A 12920-nucleotide genomic window follows, 5' to 3' on the forward strand; every position below is an offset into this window, starting at 1 on the left:
CGCGGCGGGGAGCCGCGGCGGGGCGGTCAGGGGCGGTGGAACAGTTCGCTGTCCACGACCGCGTGGATCATGGATTTGAGGCCGAAGTCGTCGCCGCGGGCGGCGTTCACGACCGCATCGACCGACGCCCGCTCCCCCGGCCCCACGGGGCGGCCGCAGCCGTAGACGAGCAGCTTGGCGGCCAGCGCCCGGGCGATCGCGTCCGGGTCTTTCAACAGCCGTTCCCGGAACTCCACGAAGCCGTCGAACGTCCGCCCGCGGGACAGTTCGCCGTCGGACTCCACCGGGCGTCCCTCGTAATAATTCGTCTTCTCGACCTTCGACTGCCGCGGTTCGAGTTTCTCAATGGAGCGATACGACGCCCGCAGCCCGCCGATCACGTCGAACTCCTCCAGCGCGAAGCCCGGCGGGTCGATCCGCACGTGACAGCGGTTGCAGGAGGGATCTTCCCGGTGCTTGGCGAGCTGTTCGCGGATCGTCTCGGCGCCGCGGATGTCCGGCTCCACGGCCGGCACGCCCGGCGGCGGCGGCGGGGCCGGCTGGCCGAGCAGCTTGTCCAAGACCCACTGCCCCCGCAGCACCGGCGAGGTGGTGGTACCGTTCGCCGTCACCTTCAGCATGCTGGCCTGGGCCAGCACGCCCCCGCGCACGCTGTCCGCCGGGAGATCGACGAGGCGGAACTCTTCGTGCCCCCGGAGTCCGGGGATGCCGTAGTGCTCCGCCAGCCGCTGGTTGAGCACGGCGAAGTCCGAGTCGACGAAGTTCAACACGCTGAGGTCTTCCTTCAGCACATGCCGGAAGAAGCCGCGGGTCTCGGCGAGCATCGACCGCAGCAACAATTCGTCGTATTCCGGGTAGAGCGTTTTGTCCGGCGTCGTGAATTCAATCTCCCGCAGGTCCAGCCATTGGCCGGTGAAGTTGTCGACGAAGCGATCGATCCTAGGGTCGGCGATCATCCGCTCGATCTGCGCGTGCAGCGTCTTTGGATCGCGGAGCCGGCCGTCGGCCGCTAATTCAAGCAGTTCCTCGTCCGGCATCGAGGACCAGAGGAAATACGACAGCCGCGAGGCCAGCGTATAGTCGTCCGCCGTGCCCCCCGCCGCCTCCGGGCGGTCCGGGGCGTTGAGCAACAGAAAGTGCGGCGAACAGAGCACGGCGGAGACCCCCGCCCGCAGGGCCTGCTCAAAGGTGGCCCCCTGCTCCAGCCGGGAGAGGGCGAACTGCACGAATTGACCCGTCAATTCCTCCTCGACCGGCCGCCGGAACGCCCGCGGCACGAAGTCCCGCAGGATCCGCTCCACGTCCGCCGGCGGATTGCTGGAGTCGACGTAGTGCGACTTCACCCCCCGCCGGTGTCGCATATAGATCCCCTCGCCCTCCTTGAAGCTCAACGTGTCCGACTGGCCGAACAGGTTTTGATGGGCCTCCGAGGGGAACGCCTGATCCAGCGGGCCGTGGGTTTCCGCCCATTGGATGGCGACGCCGGGTCGTTCCTCCTCTTTGCCGTCGCGCCAGGTAACGTGCTCCGGAGAGATCCAGGGGAGGATGTGCAGGGCGTCGCCCTCGGCCATGCGGGTTTCAAACTCGACGATCCGCGGCTGCCCCGGCGTGCCGGTGACGTCGAACATGCCCTGAAAATAGCGGTCGCCGGGGCCGAACAGCGGACCGGTGAACACGGCGACGCTGAGGGTGCGATTCAGCCCCGGTTCGTGCGGCCAGACGGCGACCCGGCAGCGATAGACGCCCGGTTCGATGGGGTGAGCCTCGTCCACGCGGGCCGGCGGCCAGCCGGGGGTGAAGTCCACGAACGCCCCGTGCGATTCGATCACCCCGCCCTTCTTGCCCTTCACGCTGGCGAGATTCTCTTTAGACTCCATCAACACCGCCCGGCGGGTCGCCGGCGGGGAGGGTTTAATACGGCGAATCGCGGCGTCGAACGCCGTGTCCGCGGCTTCCAGATACCGCTCCATTAAGATGGCGGAGATCCCCAGCCCGCCGGCGACGTTATCAAAACCCTGCGATTGGCCGTCCTCCGGCAGCAGCGGGGCCAGCGGCACGTCGATCCCCAGCAGATCGTGCACGGTGTGCTCGTACTCGATGCGATTCATCCGCCGCACCGCCGGCACGGGTTTGGTGATGCGGGCCAGATCGTGACGGATGGAAGCGAGCAGATTGAGCTTCGCCGCGGCCTCCGGCCGGGGCTGCGGCTCCGGCGGCATGTCGCCGGCCTCGACCAGCTCCGCGATTCGCGACCAGGTCTCCGCGGAGTCCTCGCTCAGCGGCGGGAGCTGATCAAGCCGCAGATCGGCCTCCTGCAGGTCCGGCCCGTGGCAGTCCACGCAGTGCTGCCGGAAGAATTGAGAGACGTCCGCCGCGTCCGCCGCGGCGCTCGAACCCGACAGCAACACGAACAGGGCGAGAGCCTTCGCGGCAGAGCGGGCGAGCATGAAGGGCGCAGCGGGGGTCGGGGGCGGACGAATCGCCCCATCAGACTAGCCGTCGCCGATACGTCGAACAACGGCCGCCCGGCGGTCGCGGGCGTTACTCCGCGGCGGCGGAGCCCGGTCGGAGATGCTCGTCGAGGAACGCCGTCAGCCACCGGCCCGGCTCGCCCCCGTAGAACTCCGCTCCCCCGTGTCCCGAGCCGTCGAGGACGTGCAGCGTGATCGGCAGGCCGGCGTCGGCGTAGACCTGTTCGATCCGCTGCGACTGATCGAGCAGTACCGTCTTATCCTCGCTGCCGTGCAGGACGAGGAACGGCGGATCGTCCGGGCTGACGTGCGTCACCGCGGAGGCCTGCCGGGCGAGGTCCACCTTCTCGTCCGCCCCGCCGCCCAGCAGCAGATAGACGACGGAACCCTTTCCGTTGGCCCGGTGCGGCTGCGTTTTGGAGCGCAGTACGAAGTCCGTGGCGCCGTAGTAATCGACCACGGCCTGCACGCGGGAGCTTTGATCGAGGTTCCCGCCCAGGGTTCCCTCCAACGCCGCCACGTCGCCGGACGTGCCCATTAATGCCGCAAGGTGCCCGCCGGCGCTGCTGCCGGCGACGGCGATTCGTTCCGCGTCGTAGCCGTATTGATCCGCATGCGCCCGCAGCCACCGCACGGCGGCTTTGCAGTCGTGAATTTGAGCCGGGAAGATCGCCTTGTCCGTCAGCCGATAGGAGACGCTGGCGACGGCGTAGCCCTCCTTCGTCAGCCAATTGATCGGGCAACTCGCCTTGCTGCCGGCATGCCAACCGCCGCCGTGGATGAAAACCACCAGCGGCGGATCGTCCGCCGCGGGCAGGTAGAGATCCAGTTTGAGGCTGTGCCCGTCGACGTTCGCGAACTCGATGTCCTTTTTTACTCCGGCCTCGCCCGCCGACGCGTCGCCGCAGGAGACGGCCAGCAGCGCGGCCGTCAGGAGGGCCGTCGGCCGGAGCGAGGATGTGCGAGCGAGGCGGAGCATCGGGCGTCGTTCCATTGGGAGGGGGTGCGAAACGGCGGCTGAATCAGGCGGGGAGCTTGCTTTTCAGCACGGCCATCGTCTCCCGCTGGCGCTTCTCGACAAATTTCCGGGCCTCGGCGACGCGGCGTTTGGCGGCTGCGGGGTTCTTCGCCATGTCCAGCACCGCCGGGACAATCCTGGCGTGATCCTCCGGCTCGTCCAGATTGAACAGCCACTCGCCCAGGCCGACATCCCGCCACATATACCCCTTGCTGGTCTGCTCCGCGAAGCGGCAGACGATGGCGGGGACGCCGTTGCCCACGGCCATGATGGGCGAGTGCATTTCGCTGCCGAACAGCCCGGCGCTGCGGACGTAGACGCTCAGGGCCTCGTCGGTCAGCCAGAAGTTTTCCCGCCAGACGACGCGATCTTTCACGTCGGCGGGCAACTGGTCGTAGAACATCTCCTTGCCCACGGCCATCTGCGTCATATCTTCCGGGCAGAGCAGCACCTTGAGCGGCGTCTCGCGCACCACGGCGACGATCGCGGCCCGCAAGGCGGCGTGGTCCCGCTCCTTCATCTCCTCGTTGCGGGCGTGCTTTTCCGGGTCGAGCTCCCGGTTTTTGGAGGGAATCGTCCAGTAGGGCGTGTGCCGCAGCCGGGACAGGCAGCAGAGGAACTGGCCCTCCTCCAGCCCGTTCGCTTTTAAGAACGCCTCGGCGCCGGCGTCGTCCCGCAGGTCGCAGGCGAAGGCGCCGTCGGGGCCGAACTCCATAATCGGGCAGTTCACCCCCTGCTTTTTGGCGAACTCCAGTGAGACGGTGTCGCGGAAATAGAGGAACTCCGCCCCGCTCAGCAACGCTTTGCGATCGGCGTCGTAGTACGACCCGTAGGTGATACCGTAGACGCCGAAGGGCTTCTCCGTGTGTTCCACCCAGGCGGCGACGTCCCGGGCGGCGACCAGCGAGGGACCGCTGCCGTGCAGCAGGAAGTCGGCCCAGGCGACGGCCTCGCCGAGGTCCGTATTGGAGGCCTTGCCCTTGGAGTCGATCCCGCCCTTGACGATCTTTAACTTCGGGAAGCGTTTGTGCTCCATCGCGGCGACCTCGTCGGTGAGGTCGCCGGAGGCCCAGAGGATCACCTCGGCGTCGGGAATATGCTTTTCAATTAGCGCCAATACTCCCGGCGTGTGGGCGATATCGCCGATATTCACCACCTGCCAGGAGGACCGCAGCAGGATGCGGGGCGCCCGCGACTCGTCGGCCCGGGCGACCTGCGCCGCCGCGAGGGCGGCGACGAGCGATTGAAGAAAGGTGCGGCGGGGTAACATATTCACTCTGCGGGGCGGGCGGCGCGAGCGTTCGTCGCGCGCCGGCCGAGCGCCGCCGCCGACCGAAACGTCGGAGCGGCCATCATGCCCGCTACAGTTTGCCGCCGCAATGTTTGCAGTAGTTCGGCGGCGGCTCCGGCGGACCGGCCGGCGTCGGGACGGGCTTGTCCGGGTGCGGGCGGGACATTTCCGCGGTAACGATGCCCGTGGGCACCGCGAGGATCGAATAGCCCAGCAGCATGATCGCCGCCGCGAGGAACTGGCCGAGGTTCGTCCGCGGGGAAATATCCCCGTAGCCGACCGTCGTGAGCGTGACGATCGCCCAATAAATACTGCGGGGAATGCTGGTAAATCCGTTCTCCTCGCCCTCGATCAGATACATCATCGACCCAAGGATCACCACGAGCGTCAGCACGCAGACGGTGAACACCTCGATCTTCCGCCGACTGGCGATCAGGGCCCGGCTCAGCTCCGTCGTCTCCGACATATAAACCGCGAGCTTCAACACGCGGAACACCCGCAACACCCGCAGCAATCGGACCACGGTGAGGTACCGCGCCCCCGGAAACAGCAGCGCCACGTAGCCTGGCAACACGGCCAGCAGGTCCACGACCCCGAAGAAGCTCAGGGCGTAGCGCATTTTATAACCGACGCAATACAGCCGCAGCAGATATTCCATCGTGAACAGGACAGTGAAGACCCATTCCGCGGCCCGCAACTGCTCCCCGTAACGGAGATTGATCGGCTGAACGCTTTCGGCCATCACCGCCGCCACGCTGGCGAGGATGAGCGCGATCACGCCGACGTCGAACGCCTTGCCGGCCGGCGTGTCGCTTTCGAAGATAATGATATACAGCCGCAACCGCAGGCCGCGGAGTCGCGACTTGCCGAAGGAATCGTCCGCCGCGAGGGAGAACGGGGCGTCGGGGCGAGACTTCGTCAAATTCCAATTGCCAAGAAATCAAGAACCAAAGGCGAGCCGGCGAACCGTCCCTTGGTTCTTGATTTCTTGTCCCTTGGATTTTCGAGCGAAGTGAGCCTCAGTCGTTCCGCAGCTTCAGTTCGAAGTCGGCCAGCTTCTGGCGGATTTCGTTGAGGCTGGTCACGCCGAAGTTGCGGACGCTCATCAGGTCGTCCGGGGTCCGGCTGACCAGTTCGCCGAGGGTGACGATGCCCAGTCGCGTCAGGCACTTGCGGGCCCGGACGGAGAGGTTCAGATCGCTGACCGGGCGCTCCAACTTGGCGCGTTCGGCCGGGGAGATGTCGTCGGAGACGAACGGCGAGAGCTTCGGCTGACCCGGGCTGCCGCCGCCGGTCGGGTTGACCGAGGCCAGCGGGGAGGGCTGGCCGGGCTGCGGGGGGCGGGCCATTCCGGCGCTGGCGCCGTAGCCGCTCGGGGCGCCGCCGTAGCCGGGGCTGTAGCCGTAGCCGGCGGATTCGGCGGCGTCCTGCTCGACGAGCTGGCCGATCCGCAGGCCGCGACCCTCGAGGATCTCCTTGATCTCGTTCAGGCTGGTGTCGCCGAAGTTCTTGGCGGCCAGCAGTTCCGCCTCGCTGGTGCGGCAGAGGTCGCCCAGGGTGGCGATGCCGGCCCGCTCCAGGCCGTTGCGGCTGCGGGCGGTCAGTTCGAAGTCGGTGATGGGGATGCGCATCTGCTGTTCCAGCTCGCGCTGGCGCCGCATCGCCTCCTCGTCGTAGTACATGCTCGTGGCGGCGGCCACGTCCTTGAGGAACAGCAGGGCCCGCTCGTGGTTCGGGTAGACCTGCAGCACCCGGCGGAAGCAGTAGGCGGCGGCGGGGTAGTTCTCCGCGTCCTCGTACAGCAGGCCGAGGTTCATCAGGGCCCCCAGGAACAGCGGGGGCTTGCTGAGGCTCTGCTCGTAGAGGCGGATCGCCTCCTTATCTTCGCCCAGCAGGTCCATCAGGCCGGCGAGGCGGAACATCGCCTTGCTGTGGCGGGGGTCCATGTCGACGGCCCGCTCGAAGTACTCGATCGCCCCGAGGGTGTCCCCCCGGTCGGCCATCACGCAGCCCTTCTGGTAGCTGTACTCCGCCCGGGTGGCGGCCTTGCGGGAGACGGAGGTCAGCAGCTCGTCGGCCCGTTCCGGGTCGCCGGACTGCCGGACGACGCCGGCCTTCTCCAGGGCGCACTGGACTTCGTCGTAGCCGTTGGAGGCGGCGGTCTGGAGGGCGTCGATCGCGCCGTCCCAGTCCTTCAGGCTCATCAGGGCCTGGGCGAGGTAGTAGTCGGCCAGCGGGTCGCCGTCGACTTCGTTGAGCCGTTCGGCGGCCTGTTCGTGCTCGCCCAGCAGGTAATGGGTGACGCCGGCGGCGGCGTTCTGGCGATTGTTGCCGTCCTCGCCGATCTCGTTCTCGAGTTCCTGCAGATGCTGGCGGACCTCGGCGGGCTGGGTGCCGGCGACGGCTTTTTCGAGGAGTTTGACCTGTTCGGCGCCGAAGGGGCCGTCGCCGCGGAGGACGCCGGCGACGTCCACCTGGTCGGCCTGTTCGGCGCTGGTGCCGCCGCCGGGCAGGAAGGCGGGGGCGCCGCGGCGACCGCCCATGTGGGCGGGCGGGGCGGTCATGCCGGCCGCGGTGTACTCCCCGGTGGTGACCCCGTCGGGGGTGCGGGCGGGCTGAAGATCGGCGAGGTGGCTGCCGGCGCTCATCGAGGGGGGGACTCCGCAGACGCTAAATGAAAGGAACCGGCCCAGGGGAAACCGGCGGTCCGACGCAACGGGCGCGGGGGGAGCGGCGTCCGCGACGCCGCGACGCCGTCAGCAGACCGGGGGCCGTCCCTGCCGCCGGCGCAAGCCCCCCACTGTACGAGCCCGCGTCGCCCAATCAACCGTGAGCCCGCGATCCCCGCTGATCCCCGGCGGGGGGCGACGTTCCGCCGGCTAATCCAGCGGCGGGATCGACGCGGCGATCTCGCGGTACAGGTCCAGCGTCCCGTGCTCCGCGGCCCAGCGTTCGATGTAGGGCAGGTCCAGTCTGCCGCGTTGAGCGAACAGAACCGTCTCGAGGTCTTCCCGATCCTTGGCCCGGCGGGTGTCCTTCGCCCAACGGAGCTTGGCGATGATCAGGTCTTCGGCGGTGGCGGCCCACGCTTCGCGGCCGTCGCCGAGGTCTTTGCGAACCCGCCGCGCAAACCGCTCCGCGTCGTGCGGATCGTCGCCCATCAGAAAGAACTCGAACTCGAACCCGGAGTCCTTCAATCCCACCCGGATTCGCCGCAGACCGGTCACGCTCTCGAAGCCGATTTGCGGGTCCGGCACGAACTCCGGCCCCAATGAGCGAGCCGCCGCCGTCAGGTCCGCCACCTTCGCGGACACCAGAAAGTCGGCGTCCGCCGTCGATCGATCGACGCCGTACAGGTTCGAGGAAAACGAGCCGACGACCATATAGTCCACGCTGGCGGCCTCCAGAGCGGCGACGAGCCGAAGCGTGGCGTCGAACGGGTCCGGGCCGTCGTCCTGAGAGGCGGAACTAGCGCCGTCTACGTCATTCGCGTCGGCTGGCGTCACGCCTTCACTCCCCGCTCCAAGCAGAAGGCGGTCCACTCCGGATCCGGCGGGGCCGGCCGGTAAATGTGCCGTTCGCGAAAGTTCCGGACGGAGCGCAGACGTTCGACAAGCCGGCGGTCCGTTTCGGCGGGCGTGTCGTCGGGAAACTCGGCCCGCAGGCCTGCCCGCATCCTCCGACGCACGCCGCACCACAACCGCACCGAGGACCGCACCCGGCTGCCCCCGGCCGCCGCCGCGCGCTCGGCACGCTCCCGCGTCATCGCGGCCGGCGTGACGATCGGGGCGGGGGCGTCGCTCATCGCCCCAGCTTATCAGCGCCGCCGGAGTGCGAAAAACCCGTCCCCGCGGAACGCGGCGCATGGAACGACCCGGACGCGGCATGCGTCCGGGTCGTTCGTTCTCCTCAACGCTCTTCGCCCTTCAAAACGCCCCCGCGGCGAATCGGGACAGGACGGTCGGCGTCGCCGTGTCGAAGCCGACCAGGTCCAGCATCCCCGGGTCCTTGGGGTCGGCGATGCTGAAGCCGGTGGAGGTCAGGCCGACCACCGCCAGCTTCGCGTCGATGCCGGTCGCCCGCCGGTAGCGCCGCAGCGCCTCGGCGGGGTGGACCGCACCGCACCAGGTTTCGTTGTCCGTAAGGACGACGAACACGTCCACGGCCAGCCGCTGCTCCAGGGCGTACAGCATCGGCAGGGCGCAGTCGGTCGGGCCGAACGGCAGGTCCGTGACGGCCTGCACCGCCGCCGCGACGCTGGCGGAGGCGTTGACCGCCGGCAGCGGGGCGACGCCGGGAGAACCCAACCGCCACCGCGTGCCGTTGGCGCCGGTGAACCCGACGACGTGGCAGGCCGGCTCCGTCGCGGCGGTGACGATCGCCAGGGCCGCGGCCGCCTCGCGGCAGGTGATCGCCGTGCCGGCCAGCGACCAGCCCATCGACCCGGACACGTCCAGACCGATCAGGAACCGCTTGCCGGTCGGCTCGACCGCGTCGAACGCCGCCCGGAAGGCGCCGTCCAGGGCGGCGGTCACCCGGCCGCTCGGCTCCCACGTCCCCTTCCCCTGCACCCCGCGGCCGGACCGGTACACGGCCTGGGCGAGGAGCACGGACAACGGGTGCACGCGGGCCTTCTTCAAGGCCGCGGCGTCGGAGAGCCGGTCGACCGCGGCGGCCTCGGCGGCCGACAGCGGCGGGAGCGCCCCGACGCGGGTCATGTTGCCGAGGTTCCGCAGCAGCGCCGTCGCCCCGAGGTGCGGCAGCATCGCCCGCCAAACGGCGGGGTCCGCGTTCGCCCAGGTCGGCAGGGCCTCCCACGGCAGCCGGTGGGCCTGGATCAGCTTGACGAGTCTCTTCCGCGGCGAGGCGGCCATCGCCTCCAGGTGCGCCCGCACGATCGCCGGCAGCCGGCTCTCGTCAGGAACCGAGCCGTTCGCCAGCCAGCGGTACAGGACGTCCCGCTCCGCCTTGTCCTCCCCCGCGCCGTCGGCCGGGTTCGGGTGGGACAGCCGGATCAGCCGGGCGTGGTCGAAGCCGTACCGGGAACGGTACTTCACGCCCTGAAGGGCCAGCGCGTCGACGGACTTCGCCGCGTACCAGGCGGCGACGGCCCGCTTCAACCCCCGCCCCCACCCCCGGCCGAGGCCGGTGGCGGCGTTGACGAAGGCGAACAGGTGCGACGCCGTCCGGCAGACCCGCGGGACCGCCGCCAGCGCGGCGGACCGGGCGTGCGGGTCGGCGTGATTGGCGCCCACGGCCAGGGCGAAGATGGCCGGGTCGTTCTTGGGCGCCCGGCCGTCCTCGCTGACGGCGGCGATCGTCGCCGCGGTGCGGGTCGGGTTCAGGGCGAAGCAGGCCGTGAGGTTGTCGCAGTTCTCCTTCGTCAGGTCCCGGGCGGACGCGTAGTAGGTCGGGGCGTCGGAGCCGAGGATCAGGAGCCGATCCAGCCGGGCCCAGCGATCCAGCTCGAACGCGTAGCCGCCGGCGCCGTTCTTCACCTGCCGCGGATCCGCCGGGGCGGACTGCGGGGCGTCGCGGGGGTTCGTGAGGACGGGGTACTTCATCGGGGGCTCCTCCCTTTCGAGGAACGAACACGTGGCCTGCCGTAACGCCGAGACCTCGTGGGGCCTCGGCGTTATCGAGCGAGGAGAAGAGAGGACGGAGCCGAGCGAACGGGGCGAGGGTCGACGGCCCAATGCTCTACCCAGTTGAGCTACGCCGCCGGTCGGCTCGCCGATCGGCGACGGCGGGACTCGAACCCGCAACCGTTGGATTAAGATGATCGACCCTCTGGGGCTCGGCCCCGAGACTCGCCGGCGGGGTGTTCCCCCGCCGACGCGTGCCGCGGCGAACCGCTCGCCGGCGCCCCCGATCCGCCGTCGCCGACAGGCGGCGCGCGTCCGGGGTGCGACTGGCGTGTACGGAGCGGGACCGAACGAACGGGCGGCGATCGGCGTTACGCGCTCTACCAGACTGAGCTACGCCGGGCGTGCAAGAGGCCCGGCAGCGGGATTCGAACCCGCGACCTCGTCCATCGGGAGGAGAACCGATTGCCTGGGGCTCGGTCCCGCGGAGGAACGGACCCGCGGGCCGTCGCCGCGGTTCGCGGGTTGGGACGGATTCGCTGCGATCCCGCGGCAGTCAGGTTCGGCCCCATGACAGGTCGGTCCGTCGCTCCTACACTCCCCGACCGCAGTTTCAATGAATCCGTCGCCCGCCGCCGAAGTTTCGTCCTCGCGGCCCCACCCCACGGAGGCCCTCCCCCATGCCGACCACCCCCGACGACAAGATCGGTCAACTCGCCACGAGCACCGCTCGCCCCGGCAGAACGTCTGTCCCCGCCCACGACGCCTCGTCCCACGACGACGCCTCGAAGAAAAGGTCCTCCAGCGGCGCCCCGATCGAGGGCGAACCGGACGACACCCCCAGCCCGGCGACCGTCGTCTATAACCCGCCGGACGCCGACCCGGTCTGCGTGATCTGGGACGTGGACGGCGTGCTGGTCGACAACTACACGCCCCACCTGGAAAGCTGGCAGAAGACCGCCGAGAAGTTCGGCGTCTCCTACACCGAGGAGGACTTCCAAAGCGGCTTCGGCAAAACCAGTCGGGAGCACCTGAAGGAGAACTTCGGCGCCAGCATGGCCGACGAGCAGATCGTCGAGGTCGAGAACGACAAGGAGTCCCTCTACCGCGAGATGGTCGCGGAGAACTTCCCGGCGATGCCCGGCGCCCGCGAACTGATTCAGGCCCTCAAGGACGCGGACTTCAAGATCGCCCTGGCCACCAGCGGCCCGGCGGCGAACCTGATGCTCGCGGTCCGCCTGATGAAGCTCCAGCCGTTCCTCAGCGCCGTGGTCAGCGGCAATGAGGTCGCCAAGGGCAAGCCGGACCCGGAGATCTTCCTGAAAGCCGCGAAGAGCTGCGGCGTGAAGCCGACCCGCTGCGTGGTGGTCGAGGACAGCCGCTTCGGCGTCGAGGCCGCCAAGGCCGCGGGGATGGGCTGCCTGGGCCTGCTCTCTACCGGCCACGAAGCCGCCGAACTGGAAGCCGCCGACCGCGTCGTCGAGAGCCTCGAAGGCCTCACCGCCGACGACCTCCGGGCCCTGCTGCCGGCGACCTGACGCCGGACGCCTCACGCCTGAAACCGTGAACCCGGGCCGGACGCATGCGTCCGGCCCGGGCCCGCACTACCCTGCCGCCCCCGATCCGCTTCCCTCCCCCCGCTTGTCCACCATGCCCCGCAAAGGCGAACAGTTCGCCGGCCTGACGGTCGCCCTCGTCACCCCCTTCCGCGACGGGGCGGTGGACGAGGGGCGATTGAAGTCGAATGTCGACTGGCAGGTGGAACAGGGCACCGCCGGCCTGGCCCCCTGCGGGACCACCGGCGAATCGCCCACGCTCTCCCACGCCGAGCACGAACGCGTCATCGACCTGGTCTGCACCCGGGCCGCCGGGCGCCTGAACGTGGTCGCCGGCACCGGCTCCAACAGCACCGCCGAGGCCGTCCGGCTCACCAAAAGCGCCCAGCGCAGCGGGGCGGACGCGGCCCTGATGGTCGCCCCCTACTACAACAAGCCGACCCAGGAAGGCTTCTACCAGCACTTCGCCGCCGTCGCCGACGCCTGCGATCTGCCGATCGTCCTCTACAACATCCCCGGCCGCACCGGGAAGAACATCGAACCGGACACGATCTGCCGGCTCGCCGAGCTGACCACGATCGTCGCCGTCAAAGAAAGCACCGGCGACCTGGATCAGGCCAGCGCCATCGCCGTCGGCAGCGATCTGACGATCCTCTCCGGCGACGACAGCCTGACGCTGCCGATCCTGTCGGTGGGCGGCTCCGGGGCGGTCAGCGTGGCGGGGAACATCGTGCCCGCGGAGCTGACGGCGATGATCGACGCCTACCGGGCCGGCGATCCCGCCGAGGCGCTCCAGCGGCACGCCAAGCTGTTCCCCCTCTGCCGGGCCCTGCTGGGCCTGTCCAGCAACCCGATCCCGCTGAAGGCTGCCATGGCCCGCCTCGGAAAGGACACCGGCGAGGTGCGCCTGCCGCTGGTCGAACTCGACGCCGCCCTGAAGCCGCGTCTCGAACAGGCCCTCAAAGACTACGGCCTCCTGTAGAGGCCGGCGGCGGCCCT

The 12920-nt window shown here is 69.3% G+C and carries 10 protein-coding genes; 2 read left to right on the plus strand and 8 right to left on the minus strand.

Annotated elements, in window-relative coordinates:
* Positions 1-26: 26 nt before the first annotated feature.
* The 8 genes from CA12_RS03520 to CA12_RS03570 all read right to left on the minus strand — a co-directional run bounded on the left by CA12_RS03520 (position 27) and on the right by CA12_RS03570 (position 10344).
* Positions 27-2447: a DUF1592 domain-containing protein gene (locus CA12_RS03520; protein WP_145357510.1), complete on the minus strand. Its 2421-nt coding sequence runs from the start codon at positions 2445-2447 to the stop codon at positions 27-29.
* A gap of 94 nt (positions 2448-2541) precedes the next feature.
* Complete coding sequence (locus CA12_RS03525; RefSeq protein WP_145357511.1) at positions 2542-3450, minus strand: alpha/beta hydrolase; 909 nt, start codon at positions 3448-3450, stop codon at positions 2542-2544.
* 43 nt (positions 3451-3493) lie between these two features.
* A complete protein-coding gene (locus CA12_RS03530; RefSeq protein WP_145357512.1) occupies positions 3494-4759 on the minus strand; it encodes a polysaccharide pyruvyl transferase family protein in 1266 nt (421 codons plus the stop codon).
* 91 nt (positions 4760-4850) lie between these two features.
* On the minus strand, positions 4851-5627 hold the full coding sequence (locus CA12_RS03535; protein WP_145361284.1) for an ion transporter: 777 nt from the start codon (positions 5625-5627) through the stop codon (positions 4851-4853).
* A 172-nt stretch (positions 5628-5799) separates the two neighbouring features.
* Positions 5800-7428, minus strand: coding sequence for a DNA-directed RNA polymerase subunit alpha C-terminal domain-containing protein (locus tag CA12_RS21800; protein WP_165700528.1), 1629 nt, complete (start codon positions 7426-7428; stop codon positions 5800-5802).
* Positions 7429-7659: 231 nt separating this feature from the next.
* On the minus strand, positions 7660-8286 hold the full coding sequence (locus CA12_RS03560; RefSeq protein WP_145357513.1) for a hypothetical protein: 627 nt from the start codon (positions 8284-8286) through the stop codon (positions 7660-7662).
* The gene (locus tag CA12_RS03565; RefSeq protein ID WP_145357514.1) at positions 8283-8585 is read right to left on the minus strand and encodes a hypothetical protein; all 303 of its coding nucleotides are present in this window, start codon (positions 8583-8585) and stop codon (positions 8283-8285) included. The genes CA12_RS03560 and CA12_RS03565 overlap by 4 nt, the downstream gene beginning before the upstream one ends.
* 121 nt (positions 8586-8706) lie before the next feature.
* Entirely contained in the window at positions 8707-10344 is a 1638-nt protein-coding gene (locus tag CA12_RS03570; RefSeq protein WP_145357515.1) for a TROVE domain-containing protein, read from the minus strand.
* A 701-nt stretch (positions 10345-11045) separates the two neighbouring features.
* On the opposite strand from CA12_RS03570, the gene CA12_RS03575 reads away from it, so the two are divergent.
* Positions 11046-11903 (plus strand): HAD family hydrolase, encoded by an 858-nt coding sequence (locus CA12_RS03575; protein WP_145357516.1) that lies wholly within the window; start codon positions 11046-11048, stop codon positions 11901-11903.
* 112 nt (positions 11904-12015) lie between these two features.
* Positions 12016-12903, plus strand: coding sequence for a 4-hydroxy-tetrahydrodipicolinate synthase (gene dapA / locus CA12_RS03580; RefSeq protein WP_145357517.1), 888 nt, complete (start codon positions 12016-12018; stop codon positions 12901-12903).
* Positions 12904-12920 lie beyond the last annotated feature (17 nt).

It is taken from the genome of Alienimonas californiensis, from assembly GCF_007743815.1.
Classification (GTDB): Bacteria; Planctomycetota; Planctomycetia; order Planctomycetales; family Planctomycetaceae; genus Alienimonas; species Alienimonas californiensis.

Bases quoted from the DNA above. Each gene is read 5' to 3' on its own strand.
- dapA (WP_145357517.1), top strand. From the start codon at position 12,016: ATGCCCCGCAAAGGCGAACAGTTCGCCGGCCTGACGGTCGCCCTCGTC.
- CA12_RS03575 (WP_145357516.1), top strand. From the start codon at position 11,046: ATGCCGACCACCCCCGACGACAAGATCGGTCAACTCGCCACGAGCACC.
- CA12_RS03520 (WP_145357510.1), bottom strand. From the start codon at position 2,447: ATGCTCGCCCGCTCTGCCGCGAAGGCTCTCGCCCTGTTCGTGTTGCTG.
- CA12_RS03525 (WP_145357511.1), bottom strand. From the start codon at position 3,450: ATGCTCCGCCTCGCTCGCACATCCTCGCTCCGGCCGACGGCCCTCCTG.
- CA12_RS21800 (WP_165700528.1), bottom strand. From the start codon at position 7,428: ATGAGCGCCGGCAGCCACCTCGCCGATCTTCAGCCCGCCCGCACCCCC.
- CA12_RS03570 (WP_145357515.1), bottom strand. From the start codon at position 10,344: ATGAAGTACCCCGTCCTCACGAACCCCCGCGACGCCCCGCAGTCCGCC.
- CA12_RS03565 (WP_145357514.1), bottom strand. From the start codon at position 8,585: ATGAGCGACGCCCCCGCCCCGATCGTCACGCCGGCCGCGATGACGCGG.
- CA12_RS03530 (WP_145357512.1), bottom strand. From the start codon at position 4,759: ATGTTACCCCGCCGCACCTTTCTTCAATCGCTCGTCGCCGCCCTCGCG.